Annotated in this window: 14 protein-coding genes; 12 read left to right on the top strand and 2 right to left on the bottom strand. The window is 47.5% G+C overall.

The annotated features are described in order from the left end of the window. Position 1: 1 nt before the first annotated feature. Positions 2-883: a S8 family serine peptidase gene (locus AC0YN4_RS18425; protein WP_475784432.1), complete on the top strand. Its 882-nt coding sequence runs from the start codon at positions 2-4 to the stop codon at positions 881-883. A gap of 81 nt (positions 884-964) precedes the next feature. Here AC0YN4_RS18425 and AC0YN4_RS18420 read toward each other — a convergent pair whose 3' ends face one another. Further along, positions 965-1861, bottom strand: a complete 897-nt coding sequence (locus tag AC0YN4_RS18420; protein ID WP_475836413.1) for a LysR substrate-binding domain-containing protein — start codon at positions 1859-1861, stop codon at positions 965-967. 136 nt (positions 1862-1997) lie between these two features. On the opposite strand from AC0YN4_RS18420, the gene AC0YN4_RS18415 reads away from it, so the two are divergent. The 10 genes from AC0YN4_RS18415 to AC0YN4_RS18370 all read left to right on the top strand — a co-directional run bounded on the left by AC0YN4_RS18415 (position 1998) and on the right by AC0YN4_RS18370 (position 15940). Continuing rightward, complete coding sequence (locus AC0YN4_RS18415; protein ID WP_475836412.1) at positions 1998-2669, top strand: O-methyltransferase; 672 nt, start codon at positions 1998-2000, stop codon at positions 2667-2669. 170 nt (positions 2670-2839) lie between these two features. Beyond that, positions 2840-3634: an SDR family NAD(P)-dependent oxidoreductase gene (locus tag AC0YN4_RS18410; protein ID WP_475836411.1), complete on the top strand. Its 795-nt coding sequence runs from the start codon at positions 2840-2842 to the stop codon at positions 3632-3634. Positions 3635-3645: 11 nt separating this feature from the next. Continuing rightward, positions 3646-4407, top strand: coding sequence for a phytanoyl-CoA dioxygenase family protein (locus AC0YN4_RS18405; RefSeq protein ID WP_475836410.1), 762 nt, complete (start codon positions 3646-3648; stop codon positions 4405-4407). 270 nt (positions 4408-4677) lie between these two features. Continuing rightward, a complete protein-coding gene (locus AC0YN4_RS18400) occupies positions 4678-6459 on the top strand; it encodes a sensor histidine kinase (RefSeq protein WP_475836409.1) in 1782 nt (593 codons plus the stop codon). Position 6460: 1 nt separating this feature from the next. Continuing rightward, a complete protein-coding gene (locus AC0YN4_RS18395; protein ID WP_475836408.1) occupies positions 6461-8086 on the top strand; it encodes a response regulator transcription factor in 1626 nt (541 codons plus the stop codon). Between the two features lie 236 nt (positions 8087-8322). Next, on the top strand, positions 8323-9300 hold the full coding sequence (locus AC0YN4_RS18390) for an ABC transporter permease (protein WP_475836407.1): 978 nt from the start codon (positions 8323-8325) through the stop codon (positions 9298-9300). 18 nt (positions 9301-9318) lie between these two features. Further along, entirely contained in the window at positions 9319-10281 is a 963-nt protein-coding gene (locus AC0YN4_RS18385; protein ID WP_475784424.1) for a carbohydrate ABC transporter permease, read from the top strand. A gap of 48 nt (positions 10282-10329) precedes the next feature. Then, entirely contained in the window at positions 10330-11910 is a 1581-nt protein-coding gene (locus AC0YN4_RS18380; RefSeq protein ID WP_475836406.1) for an ABC transporter substrate-binding protein, read from the top strand. 83 nt (positions 11911-11993) lie between these two features. Further along, complete coding sequence (locus tag AC0YN4_RS18375) at positions 11994-12917, top strand: phytanoyl-CoA dioxygenase family protein (protein ID WP_475836405.1); 924 nt, start codon at positions 11994-11996, stop codon at positions 12915-12917. Then, on the top strand, positions 12917-15940 hold the full coding sequence (locus tag AC0YN4_RS18370) for a beta-galactosidase (RefSeq protein ID WP_475836404.1): 3024 nt from the start codon (positions 12917-12919) through the stop codon (positions 15938-15940). Before AC0YN4_RS18375 ends, AC0YN4_RS18370 begins: the two co-directional genes overlap by 1 nt. Positions 15941-15957: 17 nt before the next feature. Here AC0YN4_RS18370 and AC0YN4_RS18365 read toward each other — a convergent pair whose 3' ends face one another. Continuing rightward, positions 15958-17970 carry a heavy metal translocating P-type ATPase gene (locus AC0YN4_RS18365; RefSeq protein WP_475836403.1) on the bottom strand — a complete coding sequence of 671 codons (2013 nt, stop codon included), beginning with the start codon at positions 17968-17970 and terminating at the stop codon, positions 15958-15960. 158 nt (positions 17971-18128) lie between these two features. Here AC0YN4_RS18365 and AC0YN4_RS18360 point away from each other — a divergent pair, with 158 nt between their 5' ends. Then, positions 18129-18497 carry an ArsR/SmtB family transcription factor gene (locus AC0YN4_RS18360; protein ID WP_475836402.1) on the top strand — a complete coding sequence of 123 codons (369 nt, stop codon included), beginning with the start codon at positions 18129-18131 and terminating at the stop codon, positions 18495-18497. Positions 18498-18541: the final 44 nt, after the last annotated feature.

Here is an 18541-nt window from a genome sequence, read left to right as displayed (position 1 = left end):
TTTGTACTGGCCATCGATCAGAGAGTTTTTGCGTATTCCGGACCATCCGGATATTGTCACAAATGAACGTCGCCATACTTATATCGTGAGTACTTCTGCTGTTGGCGCCGAACCCATCCTAATGGAGCAAAGTGAAGGACCGTGGAACAATGGCATACATGGTTTGTGGGCAGCAGCAGCTTCCGCGGGTTCAGGTCAGCTTTCTAATGGTGACTATTGCGGATCGGCTCCGGAGGCGAATCTTTTCCTGCTACAAACGGGTCCGTTCTACACGCCTAATGATATTAATGAGAGAATTGGCAGCGCTCTGCGCTGGTTAAAACATAACTGGCGAAACTATGAAATTCGTGGCGTTGTTCTGACAGTTGTGTCAGCCCATGATACCGGACTCCTCCCCTGGCAGGCAGATCCCATTCGCGTGCTCTGCGAAGAGTTAGCGGACGATGATCTTCTACTTGTATCTTCTGTAGGTAACACGAAGGAATTGACTTGCAATGGACCTGCTTCTTCTCCTTCCGTCCTGTCAGTTGGCGGCGTTATTGTTCCTGAAAGTGGATATATGCAAGACGCCAGTCCATACCATTGCTGCCGGGGCATCACTTTTGAAGGCAAATGGGTCCCGGAGATCCTTGCTCCTGCTGAAAATATCGTTCTACCCATGCCTTTTGGTTCGGGCTTAATGCAGGATGCTTTATCGCAAAGTGTCTCGACTTTCAGTGCAGCTTGCGAGGCATTGGAAGCCATTACGGGTATCAGCTTCTCGCCAACCCCGGCGTGGAAAGAAGGACAATGCTGGTACTCGGAGCGAAGCACCGAAGCTAGGATTAGTATTGCGCGCCAGTGGCTCGATTGGGAGGGGGCAACTTGTTGCCGTTTTTTCTAACGAACACATAGGGCCTTATTTGAGCGAAAATAGTATTTTCGTCATTCTCGGCTATCGTACTCTCAGATGCTCTATGAATCCCTATTTGCGAACCGGATTCGCGCGAATCATCTGGATAAAATTCATCGTGGAAGCAGAGAGCGGTTCGTGCTTGCGCGTACATATCGCGATAGTGTTGGTTAAATGGATCCCCTCCACATAAACACGGCATAGCTCCCCGCGTTTGACGTAGTCTCGCACAACCAAGGAAGAGACAAAGTTGGCGCCGTAGCCTGCAATTACAGCGGTAATCGCTTCGTGCAATCCATTGAATTGCAAGGAGATCGTCGGTGTCGAGGAGTTGTAGGTGCGGCATAGAGACAGCAATCGCTCACGGGTGGAGCTTCCTTCTTCGCGCATAACGAAAGGCTCCTTCATCATGTCGGACAATGAAACTTGTTGATTCGCATAGCGATGGCCGGGAGCAACGACGAACCATAGCTCATCCCGAAACAACTCCTCCGTCTGAATCGTATCCGGATAAGCCTCCGGCAGTCCCCCGTAAATGGCGATATCGACCTCTACATTCAAGAGCTGTTTCAAGGCATCACTGGAGTTCGTCGTTGTGATGATCATTTCGACTTGCTCGTACTGCTGTTTGAAGGTTGCAATCCAAGCGGGAATCAAGAAATGAGCCGGCAAATACGTCGCTGCCAAACGAATGCATCCATGCGAGCCGCTCAGGTAATCCTGGGCATATTGTTCAATTTGTTGTTCCACGGCAAAAAGTCGCTTTGCCAGCAAAGCGATCTCTTCGCCCGCATCCGTTAAAGCGATCCCTCTTCCTTGCGGCTTGAGCAGCGGGAGCAGCAGCTCTTTCTCGAATTTCTTAATCTGCGCGGTGATGGCGGGCTGGCTGATATTGAGCAGCTCCGATGCACGAGTGACACTCCCGGTACTTGCAATCACATGAAATAATCGTAAGGCATGTAGATTCATCGCGAGCCAGATCCTCCTAATCACCAAATCATATATATGAAATATATAAATCCAATTTAAACATATATTATATTTATGATTATAACTCGAATACACTGGAAGCAGAAGTTCATTATGAGAAGGAGAAGTGATCATTATGAATCAAGCTGCGGTCTGGAGTAAAGTTGATCAGTATATTGCGGAACGGTTGATTGAACAGGATGTTATTCTCGACAACGTGTTATCGAACAATCAAGTAGCGGGATTACCGGCGATTGATGTCTCGCAGGCACAAGGAAAATTCTTGAACTTGCTTGTACAGCTGCATGGTTCCAAACGAATCTTGGAGATTGGTACTTTAGGCGGTTATAGCACCATATGGTTAGCGAGAGCCCTTCCTTCGGATGGCCAAATTGTCACACTTGAGCTCGACCCCCATCATGCGCAAATTGCAGCAGCTAATCTAGCTCTTGCACAGGTACAGGATAAAGTTGAAATTAGAGTGGGCGAAGCTTTACAACAATTGGCTCTCATGCGGGACGAAGGCGAGGAGACATTCGATTTCATCTTCATTGATGCGGATAAGCCCAACAATCCGAACTATTTGAAATGGGCACTTCATTTCTCCCATCCCGGGACGGTCATTGTTGGCGATAATGTTGTACGTGGAGGCGAGGTGCTAGACGAGATTAACCCCGATCCACGTGTAATAGGGGTGAGACAGTTCTATGATCTCTTGGCAGAAGAGTCCCGAATTACAGCCACTGCGATTCAAACCGTGGGCAGCAAAGGCTACGATGGGTTCATGATTGGTCTTGTTACAAGCTGATCGCACAGCTCGCATATCTCACCAAAGGCTACCCGGTCGGTAGCCTTTTCTGATAAAGTCATATTTCGTATATATTGAGTCTACTGTGATCAATGACGCATACCTGAACCTATTCTACAATAACAGTTAAGTATAGTTATCATCCGCATCATCGTATGGGAGAGGATCGTATGTCGGAAGCATCAAGGCTGCTGGATGGCCGAATTGCACTTGTAACAGGGGCAGGAAGCGGGCTCGGGCGAGCAATTGCCATCGGCTTGGCGGAACAAGGAGCGAAGCTCGCACTGGTAGGTCGCAGAGCGGCGAAGCTGGAAGAAACAGCAGCATTAATCCGTGAACAAGGCGGCACGGCTTACCCGATTGCAGCTGATATTTCGAAGTTGGATGAAGTAGAGGCGATGGCCCGGACAATCTTCGCAAGCTATGGTGTCCCAGCCGTAGTCGTGAATGCGGCCGGGGTGTTCAAAGAAATCGGTCCGATTCTGGAAAGTGATCCAACAGGATGGATGGAAACGATGATGATTAATGCTATCAGCCCTTATTACATCTGCAGAGCACTGGCTGGAGAGATGGTGAAGGCGGGGTGGGGACGCATCGTTAACGTTACCTCCGCGGCAGCATTGGCCGAGCCTGAGGGGACCAACAGTGCCTACGCTACGAGTAAAGTGGCGTTAAATCATTTTACAAGACAGCTGGCTGCAGAGCTTAGCGGTACAGGCGTGACTGCAAACGTGTTTCACCCCGGCGAAGTGAAAACCGAAATGTTCGAAGCCATAAGGGACAATGTTCGCGTACCGGGAGAGCTGCAGGACTGGGTGGCTTGGGTAGAGGGGACAGGCGGTGATTCGCCGGCGAAGTCTGTTCAGCTTATTGCCGATTTACTGAAGCCGGAATCGGACTCCATTACCGGCCGATTCCTATGGATAGAGGACGGACTCAAGCAACCTAAATATAGCTGGGATTAGGAGCGTTGATCATGACAACCTTACAATCGCATCTGGATGAGTTTAATCGGCAAGGTTTCACCGTATTTCGGGGGGCAATCTCGGAAGCGTGGGCGGATCAGCTGCATGCCGGGTTGCTGCAGTATTTGGAAGAACCGCCTCTGCCGGGTCAATGGGACGGATTCCGTACGCGTATGTTTGAGCGGGGAGAGGCGTATATCCGATTAATCGAGAATGAACCTATCGTCGACTTCGCGGAAGCGCTGCTTGGCGAGAAATGCCATATGTTCTGTATGAATGCGTTCACGACTAAGAAAGGCAAAGGCTTTGATACGTGGCATGTAGATGAGGAGCTATTCTTCCCGCTGCCTGAAGGAACAGAGCTGGATGAGCGTATCCGAATGCCGACCTATCTCATTACGTGCATCTACTATTTGGTAGATGTTGCACCGGACATGGGTCCAACGCAGTTGATCCCGACGAGTCATCGGAGCGGTCAGCATCCGCCGGCTAATCAGGATCCGCCGACCTATAAAGGGCAAGAACCTGTTACGATTAACGCGCGCAAAGGCGATTGCCTGATCTTCTCCGGACAGACCTGGCATCGCGGATCCACGAATCAAAGCGATACAGATCGCGCCGTGCAGCAAATGATGTACGGGAAAAGGTGGATTTCGCAGCGATTCTGGCCCTTCATTAACTATGTGATGCCGCAGGATGTCATTGATTTCGCAGAAGGGAATTCTCGTCTGAAACGATTGCTGGGCTTTCATCAGCACGGTCCTTACGGATGACATCTATATTTACGCTTAATTATAAGCCGTTGTTTTGCTGCCTTAAGCAGCAGGGCAGCGGCTTTATTGCTGCGCTGTTTACGAAACTAGCGATAATAACGGTAATCATGTCATGGCTATTCGTATATTGTGTCTATCCCCTTCCGTTATGATTAATCCAAGTATCGACATTTTCTTAGGAATCGGGTTACAATTTGCATTACCATAGCGGTTGTCGTTATGATCATACCGGACTGAGGTCGATTGATTGACGCAGAGAGAGGTAAGCTAATGAACCAGAAGAGAACATTGCGTTTCAAATTCATCCTCGGTTTTTTTATCGTAACGACGCCGTTGATTTTTTTTCTGTTCTATAATAATTTCTATGCCATGAATGTCGTCCGTACGGAGGTATCCCAGTCGTATTACAACTTCCTCGAAACGCAGGTCTCCTCTCTCGATCAAACGTTGGAGGAAACGAACAATTATATTCTGCGCCTTGGAAGCAGCGATTTCTCCTACACCAATTTGATACCGCTTACACTGTATCCGAAGGAGAACGGCGATTATTTTATGGCCAAGCAGTGGTTATTGCGCAAGTTTGATGATGATCTCAGCGTCTATAAAGGAATCAAAACCTTCTTCGTCTATTCGAAGAAGAATAATGATATGATCAGCGTGAAAAAAAGCTATGAAGATACCCAGGAATTTGACGGCGTCCTGTATTCCTTCTTCGAACAACATGCGAATGACATGGATACACAGAACTGGACGGTCACTTCATGGGAGGATAAGTATTACTTGGTTCGTGTCATTCCGATCAGCCCGAATGAAATCAATCGAGAGCTGTATGTAGGCGCACTAATCGATATTGATCACTTAATTCAACCGCTTAGACAATCTAATTTCGGGAACAGCGGAAAAGAATTGCTGCTGATGTCGAACGCGGGCACTTCTCTTATTGAAACGACCCTCTCTTCCGAGAACGTGAATGAAATCGTGAAGAAGCTCGAACACAATGAGATGAAGTACGTCTCTTTTACGAAGTCATCGAGCGGGAGCAAGTATATGCTTGTCGGTCTTCCATTCCAATATGCACCGATTAGCCTGGCTGTCTTCATACCGGAGAAAGTCGTGCTGCAGAAGCTGTTATATTTTCAACGCTTGCTCTTCTTGCTCCCCATTGGGTTAATTATCATACTTGCTTTCTACTTGTTATTCGTCAAGAACGTACTGCTGCGGCCCATGAACATTCTTATCAAAGGAATGCAGAGCATCGGCCGGGGGAACTTGGATGTGAGGCTTGGCGACCATTCAACCAAAGAGTTCTCATTCCTGGTCGAGACGTTTAACAAGATGGCTTCGCAAATGCAAGGCTTGAAAATCAACGTATACGAGGAAATGCTGCGAGCACAGCGGGCAGAATTTAATCATCTGCAAGCGCAAATTAACCCGCATTTCTATTTAAACTCCTTGAATATTATATTCAGCCTCTCGGTGCTGGAAGAGAATCTGCTGGTTCAGAAGATGACCGAGCATTTAGGCGATTATTTCCGCTTCATTACTCGTTCCCATCGGGATACGATCACACTGGCCGAAGAGATTGGACATATCGAGAACTATTTGGAAATTCAGAAGCTTAGATTCCCGGAGAAGCTAACCTTTCAAATTACAGTCCCTGACATGTACAAGCCATACAGTATATCTCCCTTAATCATTCAACCTTTTGTTGAGAATGCGATCATACATGGAATGGATAAAGGAAAAGCGATCTTTCAGATTGCGATCACGGTGGCCCAATCCGAAGAGTCGGCCGATTGCTATGAAGTGAGGATCAGCGACAGCGGTAAAGGGTTTGCTCCTGATAAACTACAGCTGTTCCAAGCCGGTCAATATGCCGAAGGGCAGGGCTCAGGCGATAAACATCTCGGTATTTGGAATGTACACCATCGCTTACGGATGAAGTATGGCGAGGGATTCCGTATTCTGTTCGAGAATGGAGCCATTAAAGGGGCAGTCGTCCGCTTAATTATTCCCAAACAGTCAGCATATGAAGAGCAGGGGGATCTCTAGCATGTATAAGTTACTTATCGTAGATGATGAAGTCTATGCGATTAAAGCGTTGTTGCGAGGGATCGATTGGAACGGGTTAGGCTACAGCGAGGTGTACAGCGCGAGCGACGCAGATGAAGCGATGGAGATTATTCGAACCGTGAGCATCGATGTGCTGCTGTGCGATATTGAAATGCCTGACAGCAACGGACTCGATCTGGTTGGCTGGGTTAGAGAGCATAACACGTCGATCGTGCCGGTTTTCTTGACCGGTCATGCCGATTTCGCCTATGCACAACAAGCCATTCGCCTGGGCAGCTATGAATATTTACTGAAGCCTGTTAACTATGATCAGCTAAGAACGGTCATGGTGAAGGTACAGGAGCGGGTAGAGGATCTGAGGAAGGTGGAGCAATTCGATGAACGCTTCCAAACCTATGAGAAGCTTTGGGAGAAGCAGAAGCCTCTGCTGACCGAACGATTCTGGCAGGATATATTAGCTCAGCGCCTCATTCCGTCCACGGATAATTTGATGCAGCAGCTTCCTGCGTATAATGTCACTTTTGACCCGAATACATGGATTTTGCCTATTCTGCTTAGTGTAGAGATGTGGAGCAAGGAGTTCAATCTGCGCGATGAAGAAATCATGGAGTACGCACTGCGTAATGCGGCAGCTGAGATGTTTCTGCAATCACATGCAGGTGACGTGATCCAAGATCGCAACGGCCTTCATTTCATCCTCATTTACTTGACGAACCCTGCAGAAGCAGATAAGGATGAATGGCATGCCAAATGTCAGGATTATATTGACGTGTGTTCACGACTGTTCTATTGCAGCTTGTCTTGTTATATCGGACGGCCGGCAGAGATAGGCGATCTATCGGAAAGCTATCATACGTTACTGGAGCTTGAGGCTCGTAATATTGTGAATACGAGGGTTGTCCAATTCCAGCCGGAGCGCACTGGCAGCGCGTCGACGAATCCGATCAAAGCGCCGGTCCATATTGAATGTGCGGATTGGGTCGTGCTGTTCGAGTTAGGGAAGAAGGAGGAGCTCATGAAGCGATTGGAGGCCGTCCTTGCAGAGCTTCGGGAGGATCAAGCCAGTGCCGCAGAAACGATCGATGCCCTGTATCACTCCATTTTACATATGGTGTACCAAGTGTCGCATAAGCATGGACGGTCTGTGAAAGAAATGCTGGGTACAGGAAAGTGGTTTGGAGATGCTTCGGCAACCCGTTCCATTGCTCACTTCCAGCAATGGGCCGCACGTGTTATTACAGCAGGAATTGAATATATGCAGTTGATGCGGATGGACAGCTCTGCCATTATCGAGAAGATCAGGCAGTATGTGCAAGCGAATTTGAAGGATGTAATGAGGGAAGGGATTGCCTCTCATGTGCATTTGAATTCGGCTTATCTATCAAGGCTGTTTAAGAAAGAAACAGGGCAAACCTTGATGGACTACATCATTACCGTTCGCATGAATCAAACGAAAATTATGCTCATCGAAACAGATTTAAAGATTAGTGAAATCTGTGAATCTATGGGATACGAAAACTTCTCTCACTTTAGTAAAATTTTCAAAAAACAAGTCGGTGTTCATCCGCAAGAATTTCGCAAGCGATATCAAATGCTGGATAAATAAGTGCAAGAACAGGCCCTCGGTGAACAATTTATTGTTCATCCGAGGGTTTATTTTAGCTTCTAAGGATGTATAAGTTTCACTTCATAAATGAGCTTAGAATTCTCCGGTATGAAACGCGCTGCGCCGCTAAAAGGACGGCGGCAGCCGTTTCACCTTGTTGCTGTCATAATAACGGCAATGATGTCATTCCACTTCGTAGAATGCCATTAATCGAGACTCTATAATAAAGGTAACAGATGGGGATAACGAGAAAGAAGGTGCTGAATATGGGTAATAAACCCATTAATAATCAATACAAAACATCCTTTATGAAGAAAGTATTTCAAAATCGCTATTTATTACTCATGTTACTGCCGGGCGTGCTTTACTTAATTATTAACAATTACATTCCGATGCTTGGGTCGGTTGTCGCTTTCAAAAGCATCAATTACGCGCTGGGTTACTTGAAGAGCCCGTGGGTCGGATTCGACAATTTCAAGTTTCTGTTTAACTCAAGCGATGCCTGGGTCATTACGCGGAATACGATCTTGTACAATCTAGTATTTATCGTTCTTACACTGGTCAGCGCCGTTACATTCGCTATCCTGCTGAACGAGCTGCGAAACCGCTTCTTCTCCAATTTGTATCAGAGCATCATGTTCCTCCCTTACTTTCTGTCTGCGGTCGTTGTAGGGTATCTTGGTTACTCGATGCTGAGCCAGGAATTTGGTTTCATTAACACGATCCTATTGGCACCGCTTGGCATTGAACCGATTTCGTGGTACAGCGAGCCGAAATATTGGCCGTTCATCTTGCCGATCGTCTACATTTGGAAGAACGTCGGCTACTCCATCGTGATTTACTTGGCGGCCATTATCAGTATCGACAAGGAGTACTATGAAGCTGCCATAACCGACGGTGCAACCAAGTGGCAGTTAATCCGAAACATTACACTGCCTTCCATCAAGCCGATGATGATCATTCTGACCTTGCTCGCAGTCGGTCATATCTTAAATGCGGATTTCGGTTTGTTCTATCAATTGCCGCTTGATGCGGGAGCCTTATACTCAACAACGAATGTCATTGATACGTATGTGTACCGGGCCTTGATTCGACTGGGAGATACGGGAATGTCATCGGCAGCGGGCATGTATCAGTCCGTAGTCGGATTCGTTCTAGTCGTTAGTGTGAATTTCCTGGTACGCAAAATAGACAAAGAGAATGCACTCTTTTAGAACAGGAGGAGGAGAAGCTTGGAAACTACATCTTCGGTCAACTATTCTTTGCAAGATGAACCTTCGGCTGTAAGAAGGAACCAGCGAGACATACTGGCTGTCTCAGCCAAGTCCAATATCATTCTGAACATTATCTTTATCCTATACGGTTGTCTGTGTCTCCTTCCCATCTTGTTGGTCGTAGGCGTTTCCTTCTCGGATGAGAAATCGATCGCACTCCACGGCTATAAATTAATACCTGAGAAATTCAGCTTGTCCGCTTACAAGTATTTGTGGTTCGATATTCACAGCATTATAACGGCTTACGGGATATCAATCGTAGTTACGGTTGTCGGAACAATTGCCGGAATCATTATGACTGCCTTGTTTGCTTATCCGTTATCGAGGAAGGATTTTCATTTTCGCGGGTTCTTCTCCTTCTTTATCTTCTTCACGATGATATTCAGCGGCGGTCTGGTGCCATGGTACTTGGTATACACGAATCTCCTTCATCTGAAAGATACAATCTTCGCCTTGATTGTCCCGGGCCTGCTAATGAACGCCTTCTATGTCATTATCATGAGAACGTTCTTTCAAACGACGATTCATCCCTCGATTATTGAATCCGCAACGATGGAGGGGGCAGGTGAAGGCCGAATTCTCGTTCAGATTGTTGTCCCGTTATCGCTTCCTGTATTTGCGACAATCGGCTTGTTCTACTCGCTCGGGTATTGGAATGGCTGGTACAACAGCTTGATCTTTATTAATAATGACGACATCATCAATCTCCAGTACATGATGTATAAAGTGTTAATGAACCTGCAGTTCTTGCTGGCAAACGCCCAAGCGGGTGGTCCGAGCTCTACAGAGATTGCGAATTTGCCTAGTGAATCCGTTCGTATGGCCATGTGTATTGTTGGTACGGGGCCAATGGTGTTCGCCTATCCCTTCTTCCAGAAGTATTTCGTCAAAGGATTGACTGTAGGCGCTGTAAAAGGCTAAAACTAGCATTGCTAGTTAGCATAGATAAATATACTCAGGAGGGTTTGTATGAAGAAAATGAAAAAAGCAGCTCCACTCGTTGTAGCCTCGATTGTTTCGGCATCTCTATTGTTGTCAGGCTGTGGAAAAAGCAATAATCAGAACGCAAGCAACGAGCAGGCAGTTAATGATACAAAACAAGAAACGACGGCGACCAATGAATCCACCACCGCGACCAATGAAGCTCCTGCCGCACCGGAGCTGGCGCCATACAAACTTAAGATGGTCGTTCCGGGCGGAGCGGTGCCGAAAGACTTGGCATTGGTCAACGAGGAAATCAGCAAGTATCTAAAGGATAAAATCAACGCATCGTTTGAACTGGATGTCATCGACTGGGGCAGCTGGCAGGACAAAGTGAACTTGAAGTTTGCATCGAGCGAGCAGTTTGACTTGCTTCAAACGATGAACTGGGATAACTTCGGCACGAAGATTCAACAAGGCAACATTATCGACTTGACTGATCTGATCGACAAAAACGCACCGGATCTGAAATCAGTTATTAACCCGGCGTTGCTCGAGGGTTCGAAGGTGAATGGACGCAATTATGGGATTCCTATCAATAAAGAGCTTGCCAGCCAAGCAGGTGTCATGCTCCGCAAAGATCTTGTAGATAAATACAAAATCGATATTACTCAAATTAAGAAGGTCGAAGACTTAGAACCGATCTATCAAATGATCAAAGAGAAGGAGTCCGGTGTTACTCCGCTCTACTTGAATAAAGATACAAGCGTGGATTGGATTTATAATCCGATGAATTTCGAAGATTTGGGAGACGCCAGCCCTGGATCGGTAGTACGCGGAGCGAACGACTTTAAAGTCGTGTCCGGCATTGAAACGCCGCAAGTGAAAGCAGAATTGGATCTGGCTCGCAAATGGTTCCTGGCCGGTTATGTGAACAAGGATGCGGCAACAGCAGCGGATATCTCGGGGGCACTCAAAGCAGGTAAAGCCTTCTCCTACGTCCAACAACTGAAGCCGGGTAAAGATGCGGAAGATAGTTTGGCTAACGGCGTTGAATTTGTGCAGGTGGAGTTAACAAAGCCGATCGTGAGAACGGCAGATACAACGGGTTCGATGACATCGATCTCCAGAACCTCGAAGGATCCGGATCGTGCGATGATGTTCCTGAATCTCCTTTACACGGACAAATACTTAGTTAACTTGATTGCATTCGGTATTGAAGGCAAGCATTTCGTGAAGAAAAGCGATAACGTGATTGACTTCCCGGAAGGCGTAGATGCTGCAACATCAGGTTACGTGCTTAATGGCGCTTGGATGTTCGGTAATCAGTTTAACGATTATCTGTGGGCCAATGAGAACCCGGCTAAATGGGACAATTTCTTGAAATTCAATGAATCCGCGGAGAAGTCGAGCGTACTGGGTTTTGTCTTTAATCCGGAACCGGTTAAGAATGAAATTGCGGCGTTCAACAATGCGAAGAAGGAATTCGAGCCAGCCTTATTCACCGGAACTGTTGATCCTAATGAATTCCTGCCTAAATACATCAATAAAATGAAATCCATCGGGGTAGATAAAATCATCGCAGAGAAGCAGAAGCAACTGGATGAATGGGTAAAAACAGCGAAGTAATGCTGTAACCATTCAGCAATGTACATCTCAAAGGCTGACGCTCTTCGGAGCGTTAGCCTTATTTATACCAAGGAGGGATTCGGGTGCTTAATCATGTGCTTAACTTCGAGCAAATCGAGCATTTCAAGGAACGGGGCTGGGTCAAGGTCGAGCAAGCCTTTGCGCCGGATACCGCACGCTCCTGTCAGCAATTTCTATGGGAGAAGCTGAGAGAGAGAGGGATTCTGCAAGAGGATCCATCGACTTGGACAGAGCCGATGATTTACATCCAGGAAGCTTATCGGAGTCCGGAATTTGACCGTTGCAACACGCTGAGAATGGCTAATGCGATCGAAGAGTTGATCGGCACAGACAGATGGACAGATAAAGGTGTGTACGGCGTGGATGAGATTCATTCTACATGGGGCTGGTGGCCGGTGAACTTTGCACTGGGGGCGGAGAAAGAGTGGAGCGTTCCAACTGAAGGGTGGCATTGGGATGGCATACACTTCCGTCATTATGTAGATAGCCCGGAGCAGGGACTGCTGTGTTTATGCTTATTCTCCGAAATTGCTCCTCGTGGCGGCGGTACGCTAGTGCTTGAAGGTTCACATAAGCTGGTCGCTCGTTTCTTGGATCAGCATCCGGAAGGACTTGAATCACAGGCTGCAATAGATGCGCTAAACCTGCAGCATCCTTATTTAGCCGAATTGATCGGCATAACGAGCGAGAAAGCTGCTTCTTCTGCAAAAGACCGCATCAATATCTTCATGAACACGCTGCATACGGATTCAAAAGGTATTCAATTGCGTGTGGTTGAAACGACCGGCTCTCCGGGCGATGTCATCCTCTGTCATCCGTTTCTGTATCATACCTCATCGCAGAACCATAACGGCGTTCCACGCTTCATGTGCAACCGAACGACTCCGTTAACAGAACGCATGAACTTGAATCGAGATGAACCTCGTGACTACTCGCCGTTAGAATGGAGCATACGGCAGGCACTCAGCGATAGGGAGACTACATAATGACGACTAAGCTTGAACCAGCAATAAGCTGCAAGGAGTCTTATTTTAAGATATATGGCAAGAGCAGACTGGTGATCTCCGGGGAGTTGTCTTATTTCAAAACGGATCCGATCGAATGGGAGGATCGCATCCGCAAATTAAAAGCCAATCTCTTGAATTGCATCAGCACCTACGTGCCTTGGGGGTTACATGAGAACGAGAAGGAGCAGTTCAGCTTCTCGGGCCGCTTAGATGTCGCCGAGTTTGTGGAGTTAATGAAACAGAATCAGTTATTAGGTATATTAAAGCCGAGCGGATATGTTTGCGATGAAATCTCTGGTGGGGGATTCCCAAGCTGGATTTGGGCGGAAGGAGTCAGAACGAGAACCGGTGACCCCGCTTTTCTATCTTATTTGCATCGCTGGTTGGATACGATCACACCTTTGTTGAAAGACACTCAAATTACAGCGGGAGGAAATGTAATTCTTTGGCAAGTGGAGAATGAGTTCGGTTTCGGGAATAAGCCGTATTTGCTTCAACTGGCCAACAGAGTGAAAGAGCTTGGCATCGAGGTACCTATCGTGCTGAATAACGGAGATTATTATGCCGAAGAGGGGCTGCTCGGGGCATTTGATTACTACCCTACACCTGCTCCGGATCAGATACGGGAAGTCTCTGCTTACTTTCAGAACTACCGGGCAACGCATCCGGATAAGCCGATCTTTAGTCAGGAATTCGAGGCGGGCTGGTTAAACACCGCTCTAAGTTCAGACGTGACGACAATGGGACATTTACCGCGTGTATGGCTGGAAAGCTTGACGAAGCTTGCGTTCATTAACGGCTGCGCAGGACTGAACTACTTTATGTTTGCCGGTGGAACCGATCCGGGGATGCAGCCTGCTAAATTCTTCCCGAATCGCTATTATAACGAAGCCGCCATCGAAGAGTGGGGCGAGCTCGGGGAATTGTACTATCGCTATAAGACTACGCATGCTCAGCTGCTTTCCTTCGAATCCTTACTGGTGGAAGAGCCGGAAATGATGACGGGTACAGAAGTTTGCGTAGAAGGGGTTCCTCCCGAAGTGCTGGTCAACCTTCGCGGTAAGCAGCTGCTAGCTTTCAGTAATGCTTCCGATGACATCCAAGCTTTCACCTGGGAGTCCGAGTTGTTGGGCGTATTTCCAACCCGAATCGTGCTTCAGCCGATGGAAACCAAGATCTATCCGCTCCATGTTCATTTACATGCGGGCTTGAAATGGATTCATTCCTCGGCTGAATTCCTCTACAGGGATGCGAGCGTTTGTATCGTATTTGGGGAGATCGGACAAGAAAACCAATTGAAGCTGATGTGGAACAGCGAGTTACTGCCGCATGTGGTTGATTCCGGAGCCGTACAGACAGCATGGTGTGCGAATGAACTAACCATTACTTTCACACCTGGGCCGGAAGATCAGTGGATCTGCTTGGATGCCTATCGGATTATGATGATTTCGCGGGAGCGGGCCATGCATACCTGGTTTGGGCCGGAAGTCGACGGCAAACGGGATCTGCTTATTTCGGACCTTTATTATGCGGAATGGTCGGCATCTGACGACGATCATATTCAAGTGGAAGCTGAACCCGGTGTTACCCATGCGTTGACGGTGATTCGCAGTGCGGATGCATCCATGAAGCAAATGACTTACACGGCACCTCATCATAACGTTCCTGATCTTCAGGAAACCGCCGAAATCATGAATTGGGACATTTGTCAGGATTGGGAGAAATCATTTGTGTCCTCGCAGGCTGCAGCCAAGAAAACCAATCTAGGGCGTTCCTTTGAGACCAATGGGCATAACGATTGCGGTTATGCGGTCTACACAAGCGAATGGATCAGTGATGGTGAGGAGCAGCAATTATTGATACCGGAAGTAAATGATTACTTTGATCTGTTTATCAATAATGAATGGGTTGCTTCGGGACAACGCACCATGAAGCTCCGGTTAACCAATCTTATTGCCGGGAGCAACAGCTTGACGCTTCGCTGCTACTCCACGGGGCATGACAAAGATATGGCGCTGGATCCGGCTTTAAGCGGAATGATGCTGCCTTTGTATGTGGGTGCCCTTCACTCCGAAGAGCTGGTGAGCTGGAAACAGAAGATGTTGTTCACCAAGGAAGAGAAGGATGCGATGTTTGAGGACAAGGATCAGTTACTCTCCTATCACGAAGATGGCTATGCGCAGGAGATCGGCATTGATATCGCAGCGCTCGGTAAGGAGACGAAGAATTGGTCCTCATTCGAATTTGGCTCGGAAGGCCTTCTAATGAAAGATGCCAATATTGACTATTCGGGCTCGGGTGAAGTCCTAAACCGAACACAATTTCATGCGGATGCCAAGTATGCCGGAAATCGGGTGCTGCTTGAAGTTCGGGATGCTGATCTAATCTACGCCTTGTATGTGAATGGCAAGCATCTCGCTGCGATTTGGCAAGGGTGGAGCAACTGGGGATTCGAGAATAGCCCGAAATATTGGGATATCACCCCTTGGATTCAATTCGGAGAATACAATCAAATCCTTCTGCGTTGTCTAATGGGGCCAAGAGGCGGCGGTGTCCTTCAGCCCGCTAGTATCTCCTACTACAAAGCCGCAATCGAAGGGGAAACGAGCTTTACTCCGTTAGCATCAGGAATTCAGGCTGCGATCGAGGGTGAGCTCGGTACTTATGAGCAGGATAGCTTGCAAGGCTTGGTAGCTAAGCAAGAAGGCTCCCTGATTGTAGCTAGAAGTCAATTTGCCTATTCAGAATGGACAGATGTGGTTCATCCGGTGTACATCGAGCTGGAGGGCGTACAAGAGTTCACTTTGATTTATGTAAATGGCGAGTTAATCGGCAAATATTATCCCGGCGGCTATCAACGAAGATTCTATGTCTGGCGCTCATGGCTCAGAGAAGGTAATAATGAGCTGGCGCTTGTGGGTAAACTCACGGCTTCGCCGCAGCCTTGCATCAAGATCGGCTGTTATCATGTGAAGATGAAAGATCGTATTGTACTCAACTGAAACACATTGGCAGTCGATCACTGGGATCGGCTGCCTTGCTTGTTATCGGGGCCAATCAGCACCGTCAGACTCACTAACGTAACGAAGATGGTAGCGCCCATATCGGACAGAATAGCAATCCAGAGCGTTAGCCACCCCGGAATGGTAAGCAGTAAGGCGACCAGCTTCAATCCGAGTGAAACGCCTATATTAAACCGAATGATCGCATTCACTCGTTTTGCCACGGATACGGCCTCCGGCAGTTTGCCCAGATGATCCTGCATGAGCACGATATCCGCCGTCTCGATCGCGCTATCCGTTCCTTTGCCCATGGCAATCCCCAGTTGAGCCGTCGCCAACGCAGGTGCATCATTGATGCCATCCCCAATCATAGCGACTTTACCGCTACGCGCGAGTTCTTTAATCTTATTCACTTTATCTTCGGGCAGCAGATTGCCGTAAGCTGTAGTAACACCAACGAATTTAGCAACCTTCTCTGCGGTCGTCTGATGGTCGCCGGTAAGCATGACCGTGTTACGTATGCCGGCCTGACGAAGCTTTGCAATGACCGTTTTACTTTCTGCTCGGATTTCATCAGCGATGCCGAACATGCCAAGTACCTGCTCACTGTCAGCTAGGAGAACTAACGTGAGCGCTTGATTCTTCATATCAGTAATTTGAGTTTGGACGTCGGCTGGAATAGTGAGATGTTCCATGCTACGCTCATTTCCAAGCCAATATTGCTTTCCTTGTACAAGGGCGGCAATCCCTCGGCCGGAAATCGTCTGGATTTCATCTGGTGCTGAGACCTGGATTCCCAGTTCCGTAATTTTCTTCATTACTGCTTTGGCCAGTGGATGGGAAGAAGAGCTTTCGATGGCACCTGCGATTTCTAAGAATTGATGCTCTTCGTATACGATCATCTTCTCGACGTACGGTTCTCCTTTGGTTATCGTCCCCGTCTTGTCGAAGGCTATGGTATCGATTCGGCCTAACTGCTCTAGGAAGACGCCGCCTTTGATCAAAATACCGTTCCGCGCACTTCGAGTTATACCAGCTACAATCGCTATCGGTGAAGAGAGAATAAGTGCACAAGGGCATCCGACGATTAAGACGGCCAAGCCTTGATAGATCCATTTGCTCCAATCTCCGCCTAGGAGAAGGGGAGGAATCAAGATGACGAGCACTGAGATCAGCATAATGATTGGTGTATAGTACCTAGCGAATTTATTAATAAACAGCTCAGTCGGTGTTTTCGTTTCTTGGGCTTCTTCAACCAAATGCAGAATCTTCGCCAGTGAAGAATCCCTGTAAGCCTTCTCGATCCGGATGTGTAGGACACCTTCATTGTTGATGCTCCCACCAAAAACAAGCTCTCCATTGTCTTTCTCGATCGGTAATGCCTCTCCGGTAATTGCAGCTTCGTTAACCGAGCTTTTACCGCCGACTACGACTCCATCGGATGGGATCTTTTCTCCGGGTTTCACGATGACCAGGTCACCGACTGTCAAAGAAGTGATAGGGACGACGACTTCGTGGCCATTCTCAAGTTTCACCGCTTCTTTAGGAGCTACTTGAAGGAGCGTCTCCATAGAGCGACGGGCTTTCTCCATTCCAAGTCCTTCGAGCAGTTCGTTCAAGCCGAATAGAATGGCCACGAGCGTAGCTTCCTTCCACTCGCCGATTGCAACGGCGCCTGCCAATGCGATTGTCATTAAGGTGTCGATGTTAAATCGCAATGCCAATAGATTCTTTAGCCCGCGTAGAAAGGTCGAATAGCCGCTCAGAGCAATGGCTGCCAAATACATGCCGATCTGGATACCGCTGTTTAACTGATCGCCGGAGATATAAGCGACACCATAGAAGATCGCGGAGACGATCAACATTTTAACCATTTTGGAATTCCCGTGTTCATGAGAATGATCATGATTATGACTATGACCATGACTATGAGTGTGATCACGGGTATGATTATGACTACCCTCGTGAGCGTGGTTATGACCTGGTGCGCAATGATCACACGAGAGTCCATTGGAGCGGGATTCTTTCATAAGTGCACCTCTTTTTGCTAATATATGAGTATGTATTCATATGATATGTTGGAATTATTTTTCTGTCAAATGTAATTCCTCCATCCGGCGTGCTGCAACAATCGGCCACCGGCTATGTTATAATAAAGGACATCATATTCGATGGCTGGTGGAACGATTTGGACGATAAACTTACGCTAGAAACCTGCGACGATTCATGCAGCGGGACTCAGATTGATTTTAGAGTCGTGAAAGAACATTTAGTTGATGAGTCCTCAGCCAGTGCGATGGCCGATTTATTCAAGACACTAGGGGATCCCACTAGGGTGAAGATTATTCATGCGCTATCTCAGAGCGAGTTATGCGTACATGATTTGACACAAGTACTCGATATGGGGCAATCCGCGATTTCGCATCAGCTTCGATTTCTAAGAAACCTTCGTATCGTAAAGAGGCGTAAAGCGGGGAAAACCGTATTTTACTCCTTAGATGATGATCATGTGGAGCAAATATTCATTCAAACGTTACAGCACTTGAGACATGATTAATTTCCGCTTAAAACAAACAAGGCAGCCGATCACTTGGATCAGCT

The organism is Paenibacillus sp. J22R3, from assembly GCF_056269305.1.
Note: the sequence above shows the minus strand (reverse complement) of the source record. Positions and strands in the feature narration are given on the sequence as shown.

Bases quoted from the DNA above. Each gene is read 5' to 3' on its own strand.
- AC0YN4_RS18395 (WP_475836408.1), top strand. From the start codon at position 6,461: ATGTATAAGTTACTTATCGTAGATGATGAAGTCTATGCGATTAAAGCG.
- AC0YN4_RS18370 (WP_475836404.1), top strand. From the start codon at position 12,917: ATGACGACTAAGCTTGAACCAGCAATAAGCTGCAAGGAGTCTTATTTT.
- AC0YN4_RS18390 (WP_475836407.1), top strand. From the start codon at position 8,323: ATGGGGATAACGAGAAAGAAGGTGCTGAATATGGGTAATAAACCCATT.
- AC0YN4_RS18365 (WP_475836403.1), bottom strand. From the start codon at position 17,970: ATGAAAGAATCCCGCTCCAATGGACTCTCGTGTGATCATTGCGCACCA.
- AC0YN4_RS18410 (WP_475836411.1), top strand. From the start codon at position 2,840: ATGTCGGAAGCATCAAGGCTGCTGGATGGCCGAATTGCACTTGTAACA.
- AC0YN4_RS18400 (WP_475836409.1), top strand. From the start codon at position 4,678: ATGAACCAGAAGAGAACATTGCGTTTCAAATTCATCCTCGGTTTTTTT.
- AC0YN4_RS18420 (WP_475836413.1), bottom strand. From the start codon at position 1,861: ATGAATCTACATGCCTTACGATTATTTCATGTGATTGCAAGTACCGGG.
- AC0YN4_RS18380 (WP_475836406.1), top strand. From the start codon at position 10,330: ATGAAGAAAATGAAAAAAGCAGCTCCACTCGTTGTAGCCTCGATTGTT.
- AC0YN4_RS18415 (WP_475836412.1), top strand. From the start codon at position 1,998: ATGAATCAAGCTGCGGTCTGGAGTAAAGTTGATCAGTATATTGCGGAA.
- AC0YN4_RS18405 (WP_475836410.1), top strand. From the start codon at position 3,646: ATGACAACCTTACAATCGCATCTGGATGAGTTTAATCGGCAAGGTTTC.